The following is a 21,702-nucleotide window of genomic DNA, read 5'->3' on the forward strand; positions in this document are numbered from 1 at the left end:
GTCCACGCAGAGTGCTCGCGTGACGCTCGGCCGGCCCTTGATCAATGCCGACGTCAATTCTCCGTTCTTCGTTCCTCTCGGACTGCTCTGCATTGCCTCACCGCTGATGGCGCATGGTCATCCCACCGTCGTCGTCGACCTGGAGTACGAGCACCGGATCGGTGCCTTCGAGCCCGGTGACGCCGACTGGCTCGACCAGACCTGTGCTCGTCTGCTCGCCGCCGATCCCGACGTCCTCGGCCTCACCTGTCTCGCGGACACCCTCCCGGCATGCCTTCTCATCGGGCGTCAGGTCAAGCGGCTCCGGCCCGATGTCACGGTGGTTCTCGGTGGACCCGGGACGTTCGGTGTCTTCCCCGACGCCCTCCCACGCTTCGCCGACTGCGTCGACTTCGTGTGCCGCGGTGAGGGAGAGCTCGCGATCACCGCTCTCGCGGATGCCCTTGCCGACGGGGCCGATCCCGCCGAGGTGCGCGGCTTCTGGTCGTGCAGGAACGGCCAGGCCGTGTCCAGCGGGCCTCAGCCGACCACGAACCTGAACCTCGTGCCGATGCCCGCGTACGACGCCGTCCCGATGGGCGACTACATCCGGCTGTCGACCCCGCACATCTTCGACGTTCACATCGGCTCCGGGTGCACCTATTCGTGCAAGTTCTGCATGACGTCGACGTTCTGGGACCGCGACTTCCGGATCAAGGATCCCGCGGTCATCCTCGATGAACTTCGCTTCCTGCACCGCACGTACGGGGTGACCCAGTTCAACTTCCTGCACGACAACTTCGCCAACAAGCGCACGTATCTCGACGAGTTCGTGTCCTATTTCTCCGAGCACAACGACATGTTCGAGTGGGGCTGCGCGGTCCGGCCGGACAATGTCAACCCGTCCCTTCTGCGGCGCATGGCCGACGCGGGATGCTTCAACATCTTCTGCGGCACGGACGCGGGGTCGGAGAAAATCCTCAAGGCCATGCTGAAGATGCCCTCGACGAAGCGGACCTACGAGTTCTTCCGGTCCGCCCAGGAAGTCGGCATCCAGTTCGAGACGAACACGATCGTGGGATACCCGGACGAGAGCGCCGAAGACCTCGAGAAGGCGCTGGAGGTCGTCTTCGACGCGATCGCCTACGGTGCCGTCAACAGTGACCTCAGTGTGCTTCAGCCGCTTCCCGGCGCGGAGATCACGGATGAGTACCGGGCTGAACTCGAGCCGCTCGAAAGCGGACTCGACGTCATGGGCACCTTCCTCCCGTCGGACGTCCGCGCGCTCATCAAGGACGATCCGGCGACCTTCACCGGATTCAGCTTCATCCGCAGCGGGAACCGGGACTACGAGTACTACCAGGACGTGTTGCGCCTTTCGCGGTATTTCACGCGCCGCTATTACCACCTGCTGCGATTCCTCAAGCAGGGTGCGGGACACACGTACGTTGAATTCATCGACGCACTGCTCGAACGGGCCGCAATGCCCATCGAGGAGGCGCTCGCTGAGATTCTGGCGCACATGGAGGGCGTGCATGCGCAAGCCGCCAGGGCGCTGTTCGCATACGACTCGATGCTTGCGGAGTTCCGGGGGGACGAGGTCGAGGAAGAGCTCGTCAACGTATACCGGCGGCCCGCCACCGTGGAGGAGAAGCCGCACTTCCTGATCGCGGACTTCGACGTCGACGTCGTCACGATGATTTCCGACCCGCGCGAAATCACCTGGAAGCCCGAGCTGAGCCGCCCGACGGTCGTGGTCGTGTATCGCGCAAGTGAGGCAGAGGTGTCGACTCTCCGTCTGACGCCGGCGCAGGCCAAGGTCTTCAAGGCCCTCATGCCGCGCGGGCGGGAAGAACGCGAAGCTCTCCTCGCGAACATCGCTCCTGGCCGGCGGCGCGAGGTCGCGACGGCGGTGGCAGGGTTGTGTGCGCAGATCGACGCCTCGCCGGACGCCCCCGAAGGGACACCTCCGGTGGCCGACAGCCGTCTCCTGACCACGTGAACGTGGCGCGCCCCGTCACTGTCGAGGTGGACGACGACCCGATTCGATGGCACGGGCCCACGGGAGGCGACTACCTGAGCCGTTGGTTCGCCGCGGCGAGCCAGCACAGCCGGCTCGATCTCATGTGGGTCGCGGACGACGGGCTGAGCCAGCACTACCGCGTCCAGCAGGGAGCGTCCTTCTCCGACGGGAGCCCGGTGCGTGCGCGCGATCACGCGCGGGCGATCCGGACCGCGCTCACGGTTCCGTCGCTCCAGCGGTTCCTGCGCGACATCCGCGCGGTCCGCACATCCAAGGACGCGCTCGTCGTCGAGCTCCGCCGCCAGGCGCCGCACCTTCCCAGCCTGCTCCGGAGCGTCGATCTCGCTCCGATCTCGTCGTGCGGGCGACTGTCCTCCGGTACGTACGAGCGTGCCGTGCGCACCGCCGATGACGAGTACTGGCTCGAACCCGTCAAGGCCGGCACGCCACCCGTGCGGGTGCTCGTCCGCCGTGATCCGCACGACGCCCCGGAGAGGTTCCGGCGGGGCGAGGTCGATGTGACGTGCGCGACGGCGTTTCCGCTCGACCGCGTCCCGGACTTCGCCGACAGCAGGGTGTTCCACACGGCACCGACCGCGATCGAGATGCGTCTGGAGATCAACCCAGACAGCCCGTCGGCGGTGGGCGACGCGGAGTTCCGCCGCCGGCTCCTCGGCGCGATTCGCTACGACCGCCTTGTCGCACGGTGCTGGAACGGTGCGGAGTCGGCAGCGCCCGACCACCACGTCGAGGCACCGCCCAGCACCGTCGGCTCCGGCGTACGGCTGCGCCTGGGGTACTGGGACTACTACCCCAACCGGGACGTGGCCGAAGAGGTCGCGGCCCAGCTGACCGAGAACCTCGCTGTCGAGGTCGAGCCGGCACCCGCCGACTTCGTCTCGGGCTCGGCGCAGTCCTGCGACGTGCTCCTCGCGTTGCGGGGCCCGCTCTTCGAGGATCCGATCTGTGCTCTGGACCTGCTCGACCCGGCGCGCCGTGACCCCGTCCTCGCGCCGCTGCTGCACCGGCTGTCCGAGGTCCCGGACGACGATGCCGCGTGCGACGAGCTGCGTCGAGCGGTCCGCGAGCAGTGTCCGGTCCTGCCGCTCCTGCGTCTCCGAGGCCACTGGCTGCAGCGCGAGGCGCTGGCAGGTCGGCCCTGGCCACCGATGGGAGCCGTGCGCTTCCCCCGGTTCAGCTGGAACGCCGACTCTTCCTGATCTTCGCCACACGGTGATCTCGCTACGAAGGAAGGCCAGGGATGGCTGACGGAGTCGACCGCTATGTTCTCTCGCCCGCGGCGACCTGGTCCCGCGACGGCGACGAGCTGCGCGTTTTTTCCGACGAGGTGCTGCTGGTCCGACGCTGCCCCGAATCGATGTTCGCATGGCTCACAGCGGTCTCCGACGAGCCGGCCGGCCTCCCGGCACCGAGCGGAAGCCAGGTGGACGCCATCGTGCGTACGCTTCTTCGGCTTCGCCTCGTAGTCGCACCGTTCGACCGTTCGTGGCACTCGTCCGCTTGGAGGAACCAGGTCGAGTACTTCGCGGCCCTGGGTCTGGATGCCGGTGCGGCACAGGATCGGCTGCGCGCGGCGCACGTGACCGTTCTCGGCGTCGGCGGCATCGGCGGCGCGGTGCTGGCTGAGATCGTGGGTGCGGGCGTGGGCGGGCTCACGCTCGTGGACGGCGACCGGGTCGCGCTGGAGAACTTGAACCGCCAATATCTCTACCGGCGTTGTGACGTCGGACGGGCCAAGGTCGATGCGGCCCGAGAGTGGGTGCGTGAGCGCCTCCCTGAAGTGGAACCGGCCGCTGTCATGGAAACCATCACGACCAGCGAGGCGTTGGTGCCGTACCTGCGCGAAGGTGGGTTTCTCGTCGTCGCGGCCGACCGTCCTGCATCGCTGCCGGAACTGTGCGCTCAAGCCTGTCTTGCGCGCGGAGCGTCGATGATCACGGGAGGCTGCGGCCTCCGAGTAGGGTCGAGTGGCCCGCTGATCCGGCCCGCCGATGTCCCGGCCTTCATCGCGTCACGCCAAGAGGCGAAGGCCACGGCCGGAGCCGCGGTCACACCGATGGCGGCCTCGTTCGGCCCGGTCAATACGCTGGTGGGCGCGACGATGGGCCGTGATCTCATCTTCGGCATACTCGGTGTGAGCGCCCGAACGACGTCGCATCGCGTCGAGCTGCTGGGGACGGCTCTGGCCTGAGAGCGCGGAAGGTGGGCTCCGGCCTCTGACGGTCCGTCGGGCCGAAGCGCTGCTGGTACTGCGCGGGGGTGAGGCAGCGCCTGTAGTGCGGGCTGACAAGGACGCCCACCCATCAGTCGCGTCAACAACGCTGCGGGTCAATACACCTAGGTGCGGATGGTCCGGCCCCGGTACAGCGGACCCGGGACGTCCCGGAACTCCAGGTCGAGTCCGAGGCCGTCGCGCTCGGCGTGCAGGTGCAGGTGCGGTTCGCTGCTGTTGCCGGAGTTGCCGACCGCGCCGAGCACCTGCCCCGCGTGCACGGGGTCGCCGGTGGTCACGGTGACGGTGCCGGGGCGCAGATGGGCCAGCTTGACGATTTCGGAGCCCGTGTCGATCCACACGTGGTTGCCGTAGAGGGGCTGGTAGCGGACGCTGCCGGGGTCCTGGTCGGCGATGTGGTCGGCGGTGGAGACGACCGTGCCGTCACAGGGGGCGTGCACGGGCTGCCCGTAGACGAGGTAGCTCTCGTTCCTGCCGGACCCGTGCTCGCTCCGGGCGCGGCGGCGGGCCCGCGTGCCACCGGGGCCGATGCGGACGATGTCGAGGGCGCCGCGTTGCTCGGGGACGGCAGCGTGATGGTTCATGCTGCGTCCACCACCCTGGGCCACGTACCAGCTGCCGGTCTGCAACGGGAAGACGAGGGGCCGTGAGACGGCCCGTCCCCAGCGGTGGCGCCGGGCCCGCACCAGGAGCACGCCGATGGTCCCGACCAGGGCGGCGCCGACGACCAGCTCGGCGGCGTCGCCGCCCGACGTGGGCAGTCCCGGCAGCCGCCAGGCCGAGGCGAGAGCGACGAGTGCTCCGGCTTCCAGAAGACGGCGTGCAGGGCGCGGCAGTTCGGCGGGGGCGCGCCATCCCTCCACCAACAGGTATCCGGCCGCGACGATGAGCAGCCGGCCGCACCATGCGATGCGGGAGGGGGCCTCCCAGCAGGCGCCGATGCGTACGGCCAGCAGCAGCGCCAGCACGATCCACGCCAGGGCCGAGCGGGCCCGCAGCGGGATGCGCAATCGCGGCGGACGATAGTCGCCGGGGGCGATCAGAAGGCCCTCGAGTTCACGGCCGTCCCGCGTGGCGGCGAAGGCGAGGACCTGCCCCCTGGTGCCGTGGATCACCAGCCCGTCGGGGGTGTCGCGCACACCGGCGACCTCGCCGACCCGTCCGACGGTGGCGTCCATGATCCGACCGAGCCGTTCCCGCCCCACGGCGGCCACCACGCGCGGCGCGAGACGCTCCTGGTCGCCGGGCTCCGCGGTGACGAAGCGGTGCAGGGCGTCCGCCGCGGCGTGCTCCCGGCCGGTGTCCGGCCGCACGCTCCGGTGCGACCCCGCCGGATCGCCGGTCGTGTCACGCATCGACCACTCCCCGGTGTCCGGCCGCCATGGCCGCGGAGGCCATGCTGCGCGTGAGCGAAGGGGACCAACCGCCTCGCAGCAGACGCTCCTTGACGGCGCGGAAGCGCCGCGCGAGCGACCGGTACTCCTCGCCGCGCAGACACGTGCCGTCCGCGCCGATCATCAGCAGCCCGAAGCACACGAGGCCCATGCAGACCATGATCCCCACGTGCAGGCCCTCGAGGGCCATGGTGTTGACCTTCCGGACCCACGGGCGCGCGGACAGGACCGCGAAGGGCAGCGCCACTTCGATGAAGATCGTGACGTGGCAGACGGCGGTGCCCACGAAGGCGTTGCTCATCAGGTGCGCGTACGTCGTCGACGTCTCGAAGCCGGTGATCCGGCTGATGTAGTACATCGCCACGCCGTCCTGCCACATCTTTCCCGTGATCTTCCCGTACCCGGCGGCGAAGTACAGCACCGCGGTCTGGAAGACGATGAGAAAGGCGGCCAGGTTGTGCAGCACGGTGGAGACCGACGGCAGCCCCTCTCGCGGCAGCTCCGCGCGCCGCCGTCCCACGCCTCGTCACCCTCGAGGGAGAGACCGCGGTCCTGACGCTGCGCTCGCTCAACCGCCACGACACCCGCGGAATCACCACGGCGACCGGAACCGTCCACGTATGTGAGAACCCGGCCGTCCTGTCTGCTGCTGCCGACTCCCTCGGCTCGGCCTGTCCGCGCGAGGGGCGGACATCCACTATCACGGTGACTTCGACTGGGCGGGATGCACATCGCCACGGTCCTGGGGCGGGGTGTCCCGTGGCGGCCCTGTCGCTACGGAGCCGCCGACTACGAGGTGGCCGCGGCCGGAGTGAGCGAGCCACAGGGCCTGGCGGCCGCGATCGCACAGACACCGTGGGACCCGGTCTTGGCCGCCGCTCTTACCCGGCGCGAAGTGCGTGTCGAAGAAGAGTCAGTCCTCGACGACCTCCTATCGGACCTCGAGAAGCGTGTCCACTGAGGCACGTCGGATGGCGTGTGAGACCGCCACAGAAGCGAGGATCTTCCCGACAGGCAGGGTTCTCCCAATGCTGCGGCGAGGTCCGCTCCCTCCACCCCGTCGTTCCCACGGGGGAGACTCTTTCGATCGCGCACTCGCCAAGGAGGTCGCCGTATGGCGACCCGAATACGGTGACGAGGTCGCGACGACGCAGGTTGTTTCCTCTCGATGCAGTTGTGATGATGGACTGCATGTCTCAACACGGGGGCGAGGCAGACGTATCGCCGCGCAAAGATGTGCCCAGGTCACGGCTGTACGAGTATGTGGTGTTCCCAGGTCCTTCTCAGAAGGAACCGGAGCCGCCACCGGGGCGGGAAGTTTCTGCAGCGGACCCTCCACAGGAGCGGGGTTTGCAGGGAGCGGACAAGGCTGTGGTTCGCAGGCGGGAGTTCGCGGCGTTGCTGGGTGAGTTCCGCCGCACGGCCGTGCTCGTTCCGTTGGGTGACGGCGCGGGTCCGGAAGGAGAGCGTGGTCTGCTGACTGCTGACCTGGGTGGGGTCCGCTTCATCCTGGCGTTTTCGGACGAGCAGGCGTTGGCTCGTTACGCGGTGGCGCGTGGTGAGGCGGCTCGGGAGTGGGTGTATCAATCGATCTTGGGTGCGCGTTTGCTGGATGTGGCGGTGCCTGCGGTCGGGGTGCCGTGCGGGGTGGCGCTGGATTGCGCGGATGGTGAGGGCGGCATGGTGTTCCCGCCGGTGTGCGGGATCGTGCCGGATGCGGCGGCGGTGGACTTCGACGCCGACGGGGGCTTGGGGGGTGCGGTGTGAGCGGTGACGGCAAGGATCTGAAGGCCGAGGGGCTGGCTCTGATCGCCAAGGGCCTGACCGAGGCTTTGGGCGAGCTGCGGGAGCTCGGCATGGTGGGCGAGGCCGGGGCCGGGCGCGGCTTCGGCGACATCGTCCTGTCCGGACTGGAGCTCGGGCACGAGGGGCTGACGGGTGAGTTCACGTCCTTCTGCGAGCGCTGGGAGTGGGGGGTGCGGTCGTTGATCGCCGAGGGCAATGGGTTCGCCGTGAAGACGGGTATGTCCGCGGGCACGTACTACGAGAACGATCAGTACGTCGAGGGGTCCTTCAAGGTCGTCGCCAACTCGGTGATCGGTAATCCGTACGCCTCGGAGGAGGACGTCGAGAAGTCGGGCTGGGGCGCCATCGCCCAGTCCGGTGTCTACGGCGGGAAGGTGGACTACAGCAAGGAGTCCTTCGACCAGGCCCTGTCCAATAGCGAGCAGGCGTGGGTGGTGGGCCGCTGCGTCTCATGGTTTGTCACTCTGGTTCGGACACTTCAGGAATCGCCCAGCAGATATCAAACGAAACGGGCGTTACAGTAAGGGCGCCTACCGACAGGGTGGGCACCAATCCGCTCCTGGGTCCGGGGCAGGTTCCGCAGATCGACAACGGCGGATACTGGCGGATCTTCCTTCCCGCCGTTGGAGGCTAAGGTGAAATTGATCGGCTTTTATCAGGAAATGGATTCAGGTTACTCGGTATCCTGGGGTGGTCCCGTGCCTGCTCCCGAAACGGGTGCGGGAAAATATTTGGTCCCCGATGTGGTCGACTATCTGAAGTCTGGATATCCCATTCTTGATGTGATGGAGTTGACCACGGATGTCGTCGGTGGCGCTTTCCGGGTGCCGGGCGGATCATCCGCACTTACGGATGGGGAATTTGTGTGGCGCGAGGACTTGGCGTCTTACGTGGAGCGATATCATATCGATCTGCCGTTGGATTTTCTTGAGGCCGCGCGACGTCACGAGTTTCGCATCCCCTCAGTCGGCTATGAGGTGCTGCTCAGTATCTCTTCGGAAGTGAGTGAAGTGCTGGGATTCCAGCCGAAGCCGTGAAGGGTTGCCCCTACCGTGCATGAGCTCGTTGGCTGTGAATTGAAGCCGCAATGAAACGAGTGGAGTTCCTTGCCGCTGCTGCCCAACTGTATGCCTTATGTCGATAACGCGAGCGTCACTCCGATGAGGCACCGCCGAGGCTTGACCTGGCGGTGGTTGCGGGCGGGGCGAAACCGGCGCCCCCTTCGACATGCGCAGTGGTGGGAGGGCCCGGGGAAGGACCCTCCCACCAGCGTCCGGCTCAGCCGGAGTCGATGCGGTTCAAGCACCCGGACTCGGTGACGCGGCCCGGGCCCGTGCGCTGGTCAGCCGGACATCGCGCAGCCGCCGGCGTCGTTGCTCCACGTCGGCTGCATGGCGAAGGTGCCGGTGGGGAGGGAGATGGTGCCGAGGTTCTGCCAGGCGCACAGGTCGCCGTTCTCCTCGCCGTCGGAGGCGACCCAGCCGCTGGCCGGCTGCGGGTCCGTGGCCGTCTCGGCGTACTCGTGGCCGCCGACGATGCTGAAGCCGTCGAGCCGGTTCTGCACCGAGTTGGCACCGCAGCTCGCACCGGCGTCGAGGACGTACGGCATGTTGGTGTAGGTGACGTTGCCGTTCCAGTCGTGCCACGCGCAGAAGCCGGAGTTGGGGAAGCCGTCGGGCGAGGTGCCGCTCGGGCTCAGGACGACGATCTGCACGTCGGTGCCGGAGACGCCGAAGTGCTGCGCGCCGACGTTCGCCTCGGCGGCTATCTGGGCCTGCGAGGACGAGGCGGGAGCGGCCGAGGCGCTGTCCGTCCACGAGCCGGCGAGCACCGCGCCGCCGAAGGACGGTCTGCCGCCGGAGTTGTCGGTGTACTGGGAGTTCACGGTGGACCAGGAGTCCTGCGAGGTGCCCAGTCCCTGGAAGAGGTTCTTCTCGTAGTTCGCGACGCCGTTGCTGTCGGAGTTCCACTGGCTGCCCCAGAAGACCAGGTACACCTTCAGGGCGTGCTCCACCGGCCCGTTGTTGTAGTACAGCGGGCCCCCGGCGGCCGCCTTGCGTGCCCCGTGGGCCGCCGCCGAGTCCTTCTGGGGGACGACGCCGTGGCGGCCGTGGGTGACCACCCTGACCGTCTCGCCGTGGGTGTGGACGTACTGCACCTGGCCACCGGTCGACGCTGCGGCGGCCGGCGTGGGGGAACCGGTCGGCGCGGCGGAGGCCGAGCTGGAGATCGTGGCGCCCAGCATCGCGGTCGCCGCAGTGGTGAGCAGGACGGCGGCGCGGTGAAGGAACCGCCGTCCGCCCGCCTGGTGGGGGATACCCATGGTTGACTCCTCGGAGTGGTGAGGGGGGACCGGCATCCGATGGGTGGTCGGACGCCGACGAACTCGGCACGGTCCAGGGATGGTTGAGGCCCGGACTGTGTTGAGCGCGTACAGTCAAAGACGCAACGATCGATCTCCGCCAGAGTGGGGAGGGTCAAGGTTGCCTGCGGGGCGGGTAAAGCGATCGCCGCGCCCGGCCGTCACTCGCCGGGGCGTCGGCCGGGGGCGCCGCCGGTGTGCCGGAGGCGCCCCGTGGCCGGTGGCTCAACATCGCCGTCGGCCCGGGGTGCCGTCGTCGCCCCCGTCTACGATCAAGGCCGCTTTGTGCTCTCGGACAAAGGGTCGAACAGCTGTGACGGACGAGCGGGTTGTCATCGTGACCGGGGCGGGGTCGGGCATCGGGGAGGCCACCGCCCGGCTGCTGCGCGAAGAGGGGCACCGTGCGGGTGACCCCGCCGCCGTCGACGATCTGGTCCGCGCCGCCCTCGACGCCTACGGGCGGATCGACGGCCTGGTGCTCAACGCGGGCATCGGGCGCGGCGGTACGGTCGGGGACCTGTCCCTGGAGGAGTGGGACGACGTCATGCGGACCAACCTCACCGGTCCCATGCTTCTGCTGCGCGCCGCCGTTCCGCATCTGGTGCGGTCACGCGGGGCGGTGGTCGCCGTCGCGTCCGTCTCCGCACTGCGCAACGGTGCGAGCAACGCCCCGTACGCCACGTCCAAGGCCGCCCTGCTGCAGCTGTGCCGGTCCGTCGCCGTCGACTACGGGCGGCAGGGTGTGCGTGCCAACGTCGTGTGCCCCAGCTGGATCAGGACCGAGATGGCCGACCGGCGCATGGCGCGCTTCGCTCAGGAGGCGGGCCTCGGCGACGGCGGCGCCGAGGCCGCCTACGAGCAGGCGACCCGCCTCCTGCCCGTGGGACGGCCCGGCGAGCCGCGGGAAGTCGCCGCCGCGATCGACTGGTTGCTCTCCCCGGCGGCGTCCTTCGTCAACGGCTCCGTGCTCACCGTGGACGGCGGGGCCACGGCCGTCGACCTCGGCACCGTCGCGTTCGATCACCACATCGAGCCGCGTGCCGGTCAGGATTAGCCGACGGTGGGCGGGAGTGGCCGGCCGGGGCACGCCGCGCCGTTCGGTCAGGAGCGTCGCGCCGGCAGCGGGTCGGGCTGCGCGGGCGGCTTCGCCGTCGTGGGGGGCCATGTCCGGGCGAGGGCGAGGAGGGTCGCCGGACTGCCGCGGTCCAGGCCCGGCAGGCGGCCCGGTGCGGCCGGCGGCTCGGCGGGGGGCGTCACGGTGCGCGTCCCCGCGGTCAGCTTCGCCGTCCGTGCCTCGCCCAGGGCGCCGGCCAGTGCCGCCGCCGTGCGGCGCTCGCCCCGCAGTCCCGCCGCTTCGGCCCGTCGGTACGCCGTGTCGTACGCGTCCGGACCCACGTACGCCTGGAGATCCAGGAGCGCGTCGTACGTCTCGATGATCTGGCGGTGGGCTTGCAGGGCCCAGGAGGAGCGCGGGCGCAGGACCTCCCGCACCCGGGTCCGCTGGGGACCGGCGAGGGTCACCTGGGGGACCGCGGCCACGAGATCGCGCCACAGCGGCCACAGCCGCCAGACGGTGCTCAGGGCCGTCGCCGAGCGGGCCAGGGCGGCGGCCGTGGGCACCAGCAGCGAGGCCGCGCGGAAGAGGCCGTGCACGCTGATGATCACGGACAGGTAGGGCAGCAGGCCCGGGGCGCGGACGTAGAGGCTGACGAGGTAGCCGGACCAGAAGACCAGGGCCAGGACGCTGCCCAGGGCGAACAGCCGCAGTGACCGGACGAGGTCGCGGTCGCCGGTGCGCCGGCTGTACGGCCAGCAGACGGCGACGGCCACGGCGTCGCCGAGCAGGTGCGCGACCGCGAGGATCAGCCAGTAGAGGGACGAGCACGTGGCCGGTCCCTGTGCGGGTCCGGGTGCGGCCGTCTGGTCGACGCCGAGCAGGTCCAGGGCGAGCAGGGAGCCGAGCGCCGTCACCAGGCCCACGAGCACGGCGGCGCGCAGATGCCGGGTCCGGGTCGAGTCGGCGATGAAGAGCAGGACCAGTCCCGCACTGAGGACGCCGATCAGGTTGCGGGTCAGCGCGACCGTGTGGATGCCGACGCCGAGGTCCGTGAACCCGGCGACGATCCGTGGCTGGAAGAGGGTGAGGGCGACGGTCGCGGCGAGGACCGTCACCCACAGGCCCCGCTGGTTCGGCCGGCGCAGTGCGGGAGCGGCCCGCCAGGCGAGGGCGGTCCACAGGGTGACGACGGTGAGGACCCCTACCGCGTCGGCCAGTTCAGTGGCCGTCATCGGACGTCACCCCCAGGAAGGAGCCCAGGCGCCCCAGGCGGCCGGCCGGGCGGCCCGGCTTCCCCGCGCTCTGGATGAGACTGGCGATCATCTCGGCTTCTTGTTCGTCGCTGGTGGTGTAGCTCGTCCGGGTCTTGAGCGCCTGGAGGGGGCCGGGCAGGGGTCCGCCGTGGGGCGCCACAGCCGTGCGGTCGCCGGTCCCCGCGGTGGTGCCCCGGTGGTGGTCGCAGAGCACGTGGCCGATCTCGTGGAGGATGATGTGCTCCCGGTGCAGGGGAGCGGTCCGGGGCTCGTAGAAGACGTAGTCGGCGTCGTCGGTGCCCAGCCAGAGCCCGCAGACCCCGATCGTGGCGAACCGGTCGGGCAGCTCCCGCAGCACGAGCGGTCTGCCTCGGAGTTCCTCCACCCGCTTCCGTAACGCATCGAAGACAAGGGACGGCTGTACGCCGAGGTCGCGCAGGATGGCCGTGCACCGGCGCTGCAGCTCGAGGTACTCGCCGGTGGTCCTCACGTGCGGTCCTACCTCCTTCCGATGATGACGGGACGCGGCGCTGCGCGAGGCCGCCTTCACACCCCCACGCCCCCCCCGCGTCCCTCACGTCCCCGTGCCCGCGCGCCGTCGTGTCCGCGAGCGGCGCTGCGGGGGCGGTGCGAGGGCATCCGGCGCACGGGTGCGGTGGTCGGCACCGAAGCCGCGGGCTCCGGAGCCGCCGGTGCCGCCTCGGGTGAGGAGGCCGTGTTCCGGCTCCGCTGGGCGAAGCCCTGCCCAAAGCTAGTCAACCGCTCGTCATGCGGACGGCCTCCTGCCCGGCTTTGGCTCGAAATCCTCCCCGCCTCCCCGGAGACGGACGCGATCGGCGAGCGCGGTGCCGCGCCAGGGCGGGGTACGCCGCGGGTGGTGTATGCCGCGGGTGGTGTCCATGAGGCGGATCGGCAGGTCGGGTGGGACGGCGGCGGCGCCTTCCGCGTTCGCCGTGAGCGAGCGGGCTCCGGTGAGGACCGCGCAGGCGGCACGTGCAGGGGCGGCGGGCGGCGCCGGCCCCGGGCGCGGCGCGGATCGGGTACGGCCGCCGAGCGGGTCAGGAGTCCGGGAGGGCGGGCAGGGGCGGCTCCCCGCCCCGCCGTCCCGGCGGATGCTCAGTCGAGGCAGAACTCGTTGCCCTCGATGTCCTGCATCACGATGCACGACTCGTTGTCCTCGTCGGCCACCAGGAGCCGCACGCGCACCGCGCCGAGCGCGACCAGTCGTGCGCACTCGGCCTCGAGTGCGGCGAGGCGCTCTTCCCCCACGAGACCGGTGCCGACCCGCACGTCGAGATGCACCCGGTTCTTGACGGTCTTGCCTTCGGGAACGCGCTGGAAGTACAGCCGAGGGCCCACGCCCGAGGGATCGACGGATGCGAACCACGAGCCCCGGTCCTCAGGCGCCTGCGCGCGATCGAAATCGTCCCAGGTGGCACACCCCTTCGGGGGCGGCGGCACGACGTACCCCAGCACCTCGCACCAGAATCGGCCGACACGCTCGGGTTCTGCGCAGTCGAAGGTGACCTGGAACTGCTTGATCGATGACATCGATGCACCTTAGCAGGGGTATGTCGCTCAATTCGCTTGAAAAAAAGGCACCTTGACGGAGGCTGCCTACGTGCGGATCGTGCGGCCCCGGGCCGGGGGTCGGTGGCCCGGGCCGCCGGAACGGAACGGCCGGCCCCCCCGCACGCAGGAGCCGCCCAGCGAGGGTTCCAGCGAGCCGAAGGCCGTGTCCGCCGGCGCGGTCGTCTCCCTGCGCGGGCGCGACACCGGGGGGTCGGTGCGGCACAGGCCGCGGACGTGGCGGGCGATCTGCGCCGCCAGGACGGCCGCGGGCTCGACTCGCCGCACGGCGAGGTGCTCGAGGAACTCGACGTGACCTGTTCGCCGGGGTCACGTCCGGCGCGTGACATCCGGCCGACGGCACCGTGCCCCTCCGGGAGGACTCGGCGGGCCGGCAGCACGCCGCTCGTGCGGGCGGTCACCGCGGACCGGGTCAAGGGCGTCGTCCGCTGCGCGTGTTGACCTCCGCGACCAGGGCGCTCAGCAGTTCGTCCTGGGTGAGGACGCGCAGGTCGTCCGCGGTCGCGTCCCACGCGCGGCCGCCGCCGAGCGGCCGGATCCGGACGTACGGACCCTCGTGCCCCGTCACCCGGCCCACGCGGTCGCTCGCCGCGTCGTGGACCGCCTCTCCGGCCCCGGGTGCCTCGCGCGCCGCGCCGCACGGCCGGCCGGCCGTGCCCGGAGCCTGCCCCGCCGTCACCGGGCGGCCCCCCTCATGACCACGTCCGCGAGGAGCAGCGCGACCGGCGCCGAGCAGACGCCGAGATGCACCAGCGCGTACCGCGCCTCGCCCTCGCGGTCACCGGCCCACGGCGTGCGGACGTCCATCGCGGGCAGTTGGACGCCGGCCTCGGTGAGCGCGCGGGCCAGGGCGTCGCGGGCCTCCTGCGCCTCACGGAGTCGTGCGGCGGAGTCCGGCGCCGCGTTCGGGCCGGACGTCACGGGGTGCTTGCGGCGCGGTGCGGATGACATGAGGGCGCTCCTCCTCGGGGCAGTCCTGGCGATTCGACGACCCGGTTACGCTGCCTGAATTACTCTGCGTAGTGCGGGCGTTACGAGGATGCGCCCGGACGTGGGCGGTCGCGCCGTGGACGCGGGGGTGCTTCCCCGCCGGGCCGGTCCCGTTCCACACCTTCCACGCCGCCCCACGTCCCCCAACCTCCCGAAGGAGAGCGCCATGCCGCAGCGACGCGTCGTCACCGGCCGCAGCCAGGAACCGCGCCGGCGGTTCGCGGAGGAACTGCGCACCCTCCGCACGGGAAGCGGCACGAGCCTGCGCCAGCTCGGCGAACGGCTCGGCTGGGACTGGTCGTTGTTCGGCAAGATGGAGAAGGGCGAGACCCTCGGCAGCCCCGAGGTCGTCCAGGCGCTCGACCAGCACTACGGCACCCCCGGGCTGCTGCTCGCCCTGTGGGAGCTGGCCGCCGGCGACCACACCCAGTTCCGTGAGCGCTACCGCCGCTACATGGCCCTGGAGGCCGAGGCCGTCAGCCTGTGGCACTTCGCGGTGAGTGTGCTGCCGGGCCTGCTCCAGACGCCCGGGTACGCGCGCGAGGTGCTCGCGGCGGGCGGACTGCGGGGCCGGGAGCTCGACCAGCAGGTCGAGGCGCGGATGGGGAGGCGCGAGCTGCTGGAGGGGGAGGACGCCCCGCCGTTCCGCACGATCCTGTCCGAGGCGGTCCTGCGGACGCCGTTGCGCAACGTGGGGGAGTGGCGGGGGCAGTTGTCCCATCTGGCCGAGGTGGCCGAGCGGTCCAGCGTGACCATGCAGGTGCTGCCCCTGGCTGCCGGAATGCACGGTCTGGACAGCACCGCCGTGATGTTCCTGCGGCTTCCGGGCGGGCTGACAGTGGCCTATACCGAGAACGCGCATCGTGGTGAACTCGTCGAGGAGGACGGCCCGGTCGAGCGCCTGCAGCGTGCGTACGATGCGATGCGCGACCTGGCGATGTCCCCGGCCGAGTCGCGGACGTTCGTCCTGGCCACCTTGGAGGAAGCACCGTGCGAGGCATCGACGTGAGTGCCGTCGGCTGGCGCAAGAGTTCGTACAGCAACTCGGACGGCGGCGAGTGCATCGAGGTCGCCGACGGCCTCACCCCCCTCGTGCCGGTTCGGGACAGCAAGGTGCCGCACGGACCCGTGCTGGTGTTCCCGGCCGACCGCTGGTCGGTCTTCGTCGCGGCGGTCGGCGCGGGCCGCGTGTAGCGGCGGTCCCGGCCCCGCCGTCAGTGCCCGGTCAGCCGGATGTCCTGGCTGGACAGCGTCTGCGGGGTCGCCGTGAACGCGCGCAGACGGACTCGGGCACCGGGGCGCGGAAGGGGGTACCGGCCGCCCGGTGCGCGCAGCTCGATGCGGGCCGTGGTGTGCGCCGGGATCGTGGCCGGGCCGCCCACCTGGGTCCAGTACCGGGTCATCGCCTGCCCCGTGGTGAGCATGAAGTGGGGGGCGAGCGGGCTGTCGCCGGTGTTGGCGACCCGCAGGGTCAGTCCGCCGACGGAGGACGCGGAGGCCCGCCGTACCGCCGCCACCCGCATGGCCAGCGGAGGGGAGCCCGTCACCGCCACCGCCGAGGCGGCCGCCGCGGGCAGGACCAGGAGCCCCACCGCGGCGATCCGCGCCGGGCGCCGGTGCGCGCCGGACAGCAGGCGGGGGCGCGGCTGCCAGGCGCCCGCGAACTCCGCCGCGGGCGCGGTGACGGCGGCCGCCAGCCACAGCGGCGTCATCATCAGGTAGTAGCCGTCCTGCGAGCGCGTCGCCAGGAAGAACGCGCACCACGGCAGGACCGTCGCGGCCGGACCCAGCCGCCGCACGAACAGCACGAAGACGGCCAGCAGGGCGGCGGCCAGCAGCATGCTGGCGTGCCCGTACCAGTCGAGGCGGCCGCTGCCGTCGGTGAAGTACAGCGAGACGTCCACCAGGCCCTGGCCGTGCAGCACCGCACCCTGCGTCAGCGGCAGCGCGATGCCCTCCAGCCAGGTGGCCGGCTCGTGCACCGCGAAGTACGCGTTGATCAGCAGCCACACGGTCACGGCGACGCCGAGGAGGCGCAGCACGACCAGGGCGGCCTGCCGGTGCCCCAGCTCGCCGCGCCGCACCGCGTAGAGGCCGGCCAGCAGGAACGGTGTGACGAACCAGGGGAGTTGCTGGGCCGCGCAGGCCGCGCCCAGGCAGGCCGCACGCGCCAGCCCGGCCCGGCCCAGCCGCCCGCCGAGCCCGATCCGCGGCCAGCGCACCACCACGGGGACGAGCAGGGCCAGGGCCAGGATCGCCGGGTAGCCCTGACGGCCGTACGTCGGCAGGAAGCCGAAGCCGAGGCACACCATGGTCGCCGCCGAGCGCCACGGGACGGGCAGCATCCGCCACAGCACCACCGCTCCCACGACGAGCGCCCCCGTGCCCATCGCCGTCGCGGGCGCCCCGCCGTGCCCGAGCCACAGCAGGGGCGCGGTCAGCAGCAGGGCCAGCGGGGGATAGCCGTACGTGAAGTCGTACCCGCCGTACACCGTCGGGGTCAGTGCGATGCCGTGGGTGCGGAAGAGCCACGGCCAGGGGCGGCCGTAGATCGTGTGCCCGGCGACCAGTTCGTGGGCGGCCTGGGTGGTGAGGACCGCCTCGTCGCCGCCGGCGTGGTTCATGGCCCAGGTGCACAGCGCGAGGGCGACCGCCGTGACCAGCACGCACAGGTCCAGCCGGGCCAGGGACCGGGTACGGCGGACGGTCAGCGTGAGCACGCCGCACACCAGGATCGAGGCGTAGCAGAGCGAGATGACCGCGGCGACGGCCAGGCGGTGCGAGGCGGCCTGCGACCAGACGGACCGGGTGCCGATGAAGAGGCTGACGTCCGCGAGCAGGGTCAGGATCCGGTGCCACTGCGCGGGGGGCTCCGGGGACTCCGGGCTCGCCGGGGTCGCCGGGGCGGACACCGCGAACCAGATCCGTCGGACGGATGTCACCTGCTGCGATTCTGCCAAGTGCACGGCACGGGACGCTAACCGTGCCCGGTGAGCACCACATGGCCGTGGGTGAAAAGTCCGGTGTGAGGAGGGTAAGAAGCCGCTTTCGGGCAGCAACCGCTCCAACAGCCCGTCGGGGGTGTTCCGTACATGTCCCGGGAAGGTGCGCGGTCGCTGCGCCCGAAGGGGCGGTGGACCGTGTCGGTGTTGGGCTGAACGGGTGATTTGGCGTAAGAATTGGCTGGTGCAGGCGATGAGTGCGAGTCAGGTCGGGGGGAGCCGGTGAACAGCCACGACGTCACCGATGAACAGTGGGAGGGGCTCGCCCAGGTCGTGCCGTTGCGCGGGCGGGACGCATGGCCGTCCGCCGTGAGCCACCGCACGCTGCCCGACGCGGAGACCGAGACCCGGCGCCGCTTCGTGGTGCTGCGGGTCAACGTGTTCGCGGACGCCCGCGACGTCGCCGAGACGCTGATGGCGGGCGCCCCGGTGCTGCTCGACCTCACCGGCGCGGAGACGGAGGTCGCCAAGCGGGTCCTGGACTTCAGCACCGGCGTCGTCTTCGGTCTCGGCAGCGGTATGCACCGCGTGGACCGCAACGTGTTCCTCCTCACGCCGCCCGGCACCGAGGTGGGCGGGCTCGTGGGCGAGGCGACGGTGTAGCGCCCGGCGAGGCGTCCCCCGATCGTAGGAAGGTCCCCGGGGCGGAACGGTTCGTCCCGGCGGACGGCCCTACGGTCCGGACATGATCGTGTCGTCCGTTCCCGCGTCCCCGTCCGGGGGCGTGCCCGCGTCCCTGCCCGGGGGCGTCTCCGCGTCCTCACCCGCCCCGCCGCCCGGGCCCGCGAGCGTCTCCGCGCCGGTCCCCGGACCCGTACCCCGCGCGGACCGGCCGTGCGTCGGTGAGCTGCGGCTGTCGGCCTTCGCCGCGCACCGCCGGGCCCGCTTCCCGCTGGCCCCGCTCACCCTCTTCGCCGGTCCCAGCGGCTGCGGCAAGACCAGCGCGCTGCGGGCCTACGAGGCGCTCGCCCGGCTCGGCGGCGGTGCCGAACTCGGCGAGGTCTTCCCGGACCCCGCCGCCTGGGTGCCCGAGGGGTCCCGCCCGGACGCGCAGGCCCGCCGCGGGTTCCGGATCGGCTGCACCGCCCACGGTCCCGAGGGCCCGGTACGGCTGGACGTCGCGGTCCAGGCCGAGCCGGATCTGCGCGTGGTGGGCGAGCGGCTGAGCGGCGGCGACGGGCGGGTCCTGCTGGAGACGGCGCTGCGCGACCCCGGCCGGCGCACGGTCCAGGCGGCCTGGCACACCGCGGGCGCCACCCCGGTGACCCGCGCGCCCCTGCCCGACGACCGCCTGGGCACCCCGCTGCTGCCGCTGCGGGTGGCCGGGAAGACCGACGGGCAGCGGCAAGTGCTGGCCGCGGCCGAGCAGATGGTGGTGGCCCTGCGGTCGGTGTACGCCTGCGACCCGCAGCCCGAGCGGATGCGCACGCCCGTGCCGGCCGGCGCGGGGCGGCTGCTGCGGGGCTGCGACAACCTGGCCGACGTCGTGGCGCGCACCCGCGGTGAATGCGCCCGCCGCCACTCCCTGTTCGTGGAGGCGGTGCGCGCCGGCTGCGCCGGGCCGGTGGCGGACGTGGTCGCCGAACCGGTGGGCGGGGGCCGGGTGCGGGCGGTGCTGGAGCGCGGGGACGGGGTGCGCACCGGGTTCGAGCGGCTGGGCGACGGCGAACTGCGGTACGCGGGCCTTGCCCTGGTGCTGCTGACCGGGCCGGGCGTGCTGGAGGTGGACGCGGCCGGGGAGGTACCCCCGGCGCTGCAGACGCTGACGGTGCTCGCCGACGGCTTCGACCGGGGGCTGGACCCCCGGCAGCGGGCCGGGCTGCTGGACCTGGCCGCGCGGATGTGCGCCCGCGGGCACATCCGGCTCGCGGGCGCGGTGAGCGACGCCTCGTGGGCGCGGGGGCAGGGCGCGGCACGGGTGGTAGACCTGGTGCCGTGACGACCGACTCCGAGCATCCCGACCTCGCGGCACTGCAGCGCCGGCTGGCCGCCTTCGCGGCGGCCCGCAACTGGCAGCCGTACCACACCCCCAAGAACCTCGTCGCCGCGCTGAGCGTGGAGGCGTCCGAACTGGTCGAGATCTTCCAGTGGTTGACGCCGGAGGAGTCGGCCGGGGTGATGTCCGACCCCGGGACCGCGCACCGGGTGACCGACGAGGTGGCGGACGTCCTCGCCTATCTGCTCCAGTTCTGCGAGGTGCTCGGCATCGACCCGCTGGCCGCGCTGGAGGCGAAGATCGACCGCAACGAGTTCAGGTTCCCGCTGCCGCAGGAGGAGCCGGGGGAGGGGCGCGGGGAATGAGGGAATGAGAGGAATTGCGAACTCCGTTATGACTCCGTGTAGCCATTCAGCTGTTCGCTACCGATTTGTTGTCCATAGATTTCCGACTTCCTCTGGCTTTTCATCCCACATCCCTTCACTCTGGGTAGTGAACTGCGGTGTTCGGGCGGACGTGCGATGAGCACGTCGGGAGAGACGGGGACAGCGCATGGACGCGGTGCGGCTCATCCTGGCGAGCAGACGTGCCCTGGCCGGGAGCGGTGACGCCCCCGGAATACTGACGGAGGTGTGGCAGGCGCAGGCACTGGCGCAGGCGATCGGAAGCCGGCTCGCGGTCTCGGGTCCACCCGAACTGCGCGGCGAGGCACTGGGGTTGACGGAGCTGGCGGGCCGGGGCTGCGGCGTGCTGGACGTGCCGCACCTCGACACCGGGGAGTTGCGGGCGGCCCGGCTCACCGAGCTGGACGACGCCCGGCAGACCCTGCTGTGCCTGGGCGGCCTGCTCGGCGAGGTCGGCATCGCCCTGCTCGGCATCGCCAGCTCGGCGGCGGACGAGGGCACGTACTGGCAGTGCATCGAGGCGATCGACGCGGCGGACGAGTCCCGGGACCGGGTCCGGGAGATGCTCCGCAAACTGGCGGCGAGGGAGGCGGCCCTCCCGGAGCGCGAGGCCGGCTGACCCGGCCGGCCGGGCGGGGGCGGCACGGGTGCCGGTGCCGCCGGACGGCGCCCCGGCGTGCAGGATGGAGGCATGGATCTGCGTATCTTCACCGAGCCCCAGCAGGGGGCGAGCTACGACACCCTGCTCACCGTGGCCAAGGCCACCGAGGACCTCGGATTCGACGCCTTCTTCCGCTCGGACCACTACCTCCGCATGGGCGACGCGGACGGCCTCCCCGGCCCCACCGACGCCTGGATCACCCTCGCCGGCCTCGCCCGCGAGACCCGCCGCATCCGGCTGGGCACCCTGATGACCGCCGGCACCTTCCGCCTGCCCGGAGTGCTCGCCATCCAGGTCGCCCAGGTCGACCAGATGTCCGGTGGACGGGTCGAACTCGGCCTGGGGGCGGGCTGGTTCGAGGAGGAGCACAAGGCGTACGGCATCCCCTTCCCGAAGGAGAAGTTCGGCCGCCTGGAGGAGCAGCTGGCCATCGTCACCGGCCTGTGGGCCACCGAGGTGGGCAAGACCTTCGACTTCCACGGCACCCACTACGACCTCACCGGCTCGCCCGCGCTGCCCAAGCCCGCGCAGGCCAAGGTCCCGGTGCTCATCGGCGGGCACGGCGCGACCCGCACGCCGCGGCTCGCGGCACAGTACGCCGACGAGTTCAACATCCCCTTCGCCTCGGTCGAGGACAGCGAGCGCCAGTTCGGCCGGGTGCGGGCCGCTGCCGAGGAGGCCGGCCGCCGCCCCGGCGACCTGACGTACTCCAACGCGCTCGTGGCCTGCGTCGGCCGGGACGACCGGGAGGTCGCCCGCCGGGCCGCCGTCATCGGCCGCGACGTCGACGAGCTGAAGGCGAACGGCCTGGCCGGCACTCCGGACGAGGTCGTCGAGAAGATCGCCACGTACGCCGCGATCGGTTCGCAGCGGATCTACCTCCAGATCCTCGACCTCCACGACCTGGACCACCTGGAGCTGATCTCCTCCCAGGTCCAGTCCCAGCTGTCGTAGCCACCGGTCCGCCGCCGTCCCGCCCCCTGGGACGCGG

Annotated in this window: 25 protein-coding genes and 1 pseudogene; 17 read left to right on the plus strand and 9 right to left on the minus strand. The window is 71.4% G+C overall.

What is annotated here, in order from left to right; all coding sequences use genetic code 11:
* Window positions 1-19 precede the first annotated feature (19 nt).
* From P3H78_RS07055 to P3H78_RS07065, 3 genes are read left to right on the plus strand one after another with little or no spacing between them, the layout of a single operon-like run.
* Window positions 20-1,981 carry a B12-binding domain-containing radical SAM protein gene (locus tag P3H78_RS07055; RefSeq protein WP_276107945.1) on the plus strand — a complete coding sequence of 654 codons (1,962 nt, stop codon included), beginning with the start codon at window positions 20-22 and terminating at the stop codon, window positions 1,979-1,981.
* Window positions 1,978-3,222 (plus strand): periplasmic substrate-binding domain-containing protein, encoded by a 1,245-nt coding sequence (locus P3H78_RS07060; protein WP_276107946.1) that lies wholly within the window; start codon window positions 1,978-1,980, stop codon window positions 3,220-3,222. The genes P3H78_RS07055 and P3H78_RS07060 overlap by 4 nt, the downstream gene beginning before the upstream one ends.
* 41 nt (window positions 3,223-3,263) lie before the next feature.
* Window positions 3,264-4,214, plus strand: coding sequence for a ThiF family adenylyltransferase (locus P3H78_RS07065; protein WP_276107947.1), 951 nt, complete (start codon window positions 3,264-3,266; stop codon window positions 4,212-4,214).
* 146 nt (window positions 4,215-4,360) lie between these two features.
* Here the strand turns inward: P3H78_RS07065 and P3H78_RS07070 are convergent, their stop codons facing one another.
* A complete protein-coding gene (locus P3H78_RS07070; protein WP_276107948.1) occupies window positions 4,361-5,611 on the minus strand; it encodes a M23 family metallopeptidase in 1,251 nt (416 codons plus the stop codon).
* Window positions 5,604-6,170, minus strand: coding sequence for an HTTM domain-containing protein (locus P3H78_RS07075; RefSeq protein WP_276107949.1), 567 nt, complete (start codon window positions 6,168-6,170; stop codon window positions 5,604-5,606). Before P3H78_RS07075 ends, P3H78_RS07070 begins: the two co-directional genes overlap by 8 nt.
* Before the next feature lie 38 nt (window positions 6,171-6,208).
* Here P3H78_RS07075 and P3H78_RS33490 point away from each other — a divergent pair.
* From P3H78_RS33490 to P3H78_RS07095, 6 genes and pseudogenes are all read left to right on the plus strand, one after another.
* Window positions 6,209-6,316: pseudogene (locus tag P3H78_RS33490) on the plus strand (DUF2399 domain-containing protein); the annotation flags it as partial.
* A gap of 58 nt (window positions 6,317-6,374) precedes the next feature.
* Window positions 6,375-6,611 carry a DUF2399 domain-containing protein gene (locus tag P3H78_RS07080; RefSeq protein WP_276107950.1) on the plus strand — a complete coding sequence of 79 codons (237 nt, stop codon included), beginning with the start codon at window positions 6,375-6,377 and terminating at the stop codon, window positions 6,609-6,611.
* A 230-nt stretch (window positions 6,612-6,841) separates the two neighbouring features.
* Entirely contained in the window at window positions 6,842-7,417 is a 576-nt protein-coding gene (locus P3H78_RS07085; RefSeq protein ID WP_438827917.1) for a hypothetical protein, read from the plus strand.
* A complete protein-coding gene (locus tag P3H78_RS07090) occupies window positions 7,414-7,980 on the plus strand; it encodes a hypothetical protein (protein ID WP_276107952.1) in 567 nt (188 codons plus the stop codon). The genes P3H78_RS07085 and P3H78_RS07090 overlap by 4 nt, the downstream gene beginning before the upstream one ends.
* Window positions 7,908-8,090, plus strand: coding sequence for a DUF8616 domain-containing protein (locus P3H78_RS33665; protein WP_498073044.1), 183 nt, complete (start codon window positions 7,908-7,910; stop codon window positions 8,088-8,090). Before P3H78_RS07090 ends, P3H78_RS33665 begins: the two co-directional genes overlap by 73 nt.
* A 1-nt stretch (window position 8,091) precedes the next feature.
* Entirely contained in the window at window positions 8,092-8,493 is a 402-nt protein-coding gene (locus tag P3H78_RS07095; RefSeq protein ID WP_276107953.1) for a hypothetical protein, read from the plus strand.
* 305 nt (window positions 8,494-8,798) lie between these two features.
* Here the strand turns inward: P3H78_RS07095 and P3H78_RS07100 are convergent, their stop codons facing one another.
* Entirely contained in the window at window positions 8,799-9,779 is a 981-nt protein-coding gene (locus tag P3H78_RS07100; protein ID WP_276107954.1) for a hypothetical protein, read from the minus strand.
* A 352-nt stretch (window positions 9,780-10,131) separates the two neighbouring features.
* On the opposite strand from P3H78_RS07100, the gene P3H78_RS07105 reads away from it, so the two are divergent.
* Complete coding sequence (locus P3H78_RS07105) at window positions 10,132-10,872, plus strand: SDR family NAD(P)-dependent oxidoreductase (protein ID WP_276107955.1); 741 nt, start codon at window positions 10,132-10,134, stop codon at window positions 10,870-10,872.
* A 47-nt stretch (window positions 10,873-10,919) separates the two neighbouring features.
* Here the strand turns inward: P3H78_RS07105 and P3H78_RS07110 are convergent, their stop codons facing one another.
* From P3H78_RS07110 to P3H78_RS07130, 5 genes are all read right to left on the minus strand, one after another.
* A complete protein-coding gene (locus P3H78_RS07110; RefSeq protein WP_276107956.1) occupies window positions 10,920-12,107 on the minus strand; it encodes an MAB_1171c family putative transporter in 1,188 nt (395 codons plus the stop codon).
* Window positions 12,094-12,618: a regulator component gene (locus P3H78_RS07115; protein WP_276107957.1), complete on the minus strand. Its 525-nt coding sequence runs from the start codon at window positions 12,616-12,618 to the stop codon at window positions 12,094-12,096. Before P3H78_RS07115 ends, P3H78_RS07110 begins: the two co-directional genes overlap by 14 nt.
* A 626-nt stretch (window positions 12,619-13,244) precedes the next feature.
* Window positions 13,245-13,679 (minus strand): VOC family protein, encoded by a 435-nt coding sequence (locus tag P3H78_RS07120; protein ID WP_276107958.1) that lies wholly within the window; start codon window positions 13,677-13,679, stop codon window positions 13,245-13,247.
* 451 nt (window positions 13,680-14,130) lie between these two features.
* Complete coding sequence (locus tag P3H78_RS07125) at window positions 14,131-14,397, minus strand: hypothetical protein (protein ID WP_276108333.1); 267 nt, start codon at window positions 14,395-14,397, stop codon at window positions 14,131-14,133.
* Window positions 14,394-14,669: a hypothetical protein gene (locus P3H78_RS07130; RefSeq protein ID WP_276107959.1), complete on the minus strand. Its 276-nt coding sequence runs from the start codon at window positions 14,667-14,669 to the stop codon at window positions 14,394-14,396. Before P3H78_RS07130 ends, P3H78_RS07125 begins: the two co-directional genes overlap by 4 nt.
* A 205-nt stretch (window positions 14,670-14,874) precedes the next feature.
* On the opposite strand from P3H78_RS07130, the gene P3H78_RS07135 reads away from it, so the two are divergent.
* Both P3H78_RS07135 and P3H78_RS07140 read left to right on the plus strand, forming a co-directional pair.
* Complete coding sequence (locus P3H78_RS07135; RefSeq protein WP_276107960.1) at window positions 14,875-15,717, plus strand: helix-turn-helix domain-containing protein; 843 nt, start codon at window positions 14,875-14,877, stop codon at window positions 15,715-15,717.
* Window positions 15,699-15,902, plus strand: a complete 204-nt coding sequence (locus tag P3H78_RS07140) for a DUF397 domain-containing protein (protein ID WP_276107961.1) — start codon at window positions 15,699-15,701, stop codon at window positions 15,900-15,902. The genes P3H78_RS07135 and P3H78_RS07140 overlap by 19 nt, the downstream gene beginning before the upstream one ends.
* A gap of 20 nt (window positions 15,903-15,922) precedes the next feature.
* On the opposite strand, the gene P3H78_RS07145 is transcribed toward P3H78_RS07140, so the two are convergent.
* Complete coding sequence (locus P3H78_RS07145) at window positions 15,923-17,620, minus strand: hypothetical protein (protein WP_276108315.1); 1,698 nt, start codon at window positions 17,618-17,620, stop codon at window positions 15,923-15,925.
* A 312-nt stretch (window positions 17,621-17,932) separates the two neighbouring features.
* Between P3H78_RS07145 and P3H78_RS07150 the strand changes: the two genes are divergently transcribed.
* The 5 genes from P3H78_RS07150 to P3H78_RS07170 all read left to right on the plus strand — a co-directional run bounded on the left by P3H78_RS07150 (window position 17,933) and on the right by P3H78_RS07170 (window position 21,665).
* Complete coding sequence (locus P3H78_RS07150; RefSeq protein ID WP_276107962.1) at window positions 17,933-18,313, plus strand: cell division protein SepF; 381 nt, start codon at window positions 17,933-17,935, stop codon at window positions 18,311-18,313.
* 82 nt (window positions 18,314-18,395) lie between these two features.
* The gene (locus P3H78_RS07155) at window positions 18,396-19,649 is read left to right on the plus strand and encodes an AAA family ATPase (protein WP_276107963.1); all 1,254 of its coding nucleotides are present in this window, start codon (window positions 18,396-18,398) and stop codon (window positions 19,647-19,649) included.
* Window positions 19,646-20,011, plus strand: a complete 366-nt coding sequence (locus P3H78_RS07160) for a nucleotide pyrophosphohydrolase (protein WP_276107964.1) — start codon at window positions 19,646-19,648, stop codon at window positions 20,009-20,011. Before P3H78_RS07155 ends, P3H78_RS07160 begins: the two co-directional genes overlap by 4 nt.
* 187 nt (window positions 20,012-20,198) lie before the next feature.
* Window positions 20,199-20,669 carry a DUF6099 family protein gene (locus P3H78_RS07165; protein ID WP_276107965.1) on the plus strand — a complete coding sequence of 157 codons (471 nt, stop codon included), beginning with the start codon at window positions 20,199-20,201 and terminating at the stop codon, window positions 20,667-20,669.
* 72 nt (window positions 20,670-20,741) lie between these two features.
* Window positions 20,742-21,665 carry an LLM class F420-dependent oxidoreductase gene (locus P3H78_RS07170; RefSeq protein ID WP_276107966.1) on the plus strand — a complete coding sequence of 308 codons (924 nt, stop codon included), beginning with the start codon at window positions 20,742-20,744 and terminating at the stop codon, window positions 21,663-21,665.
* The last annotated feature ends 37 nt before the right edge of the window (window positions 21,666-21,702 follow it).

The organism is Streptomyces tropicalis (assembly GCF_029269835.1).
Taxonomy (GTDB): domain Bacteria; phylum Actinomycetota; class Actinomycetes; order Streptomycetales; family Streptomycetaceae; genus Streptomyces; species Streptomyces tropicalis.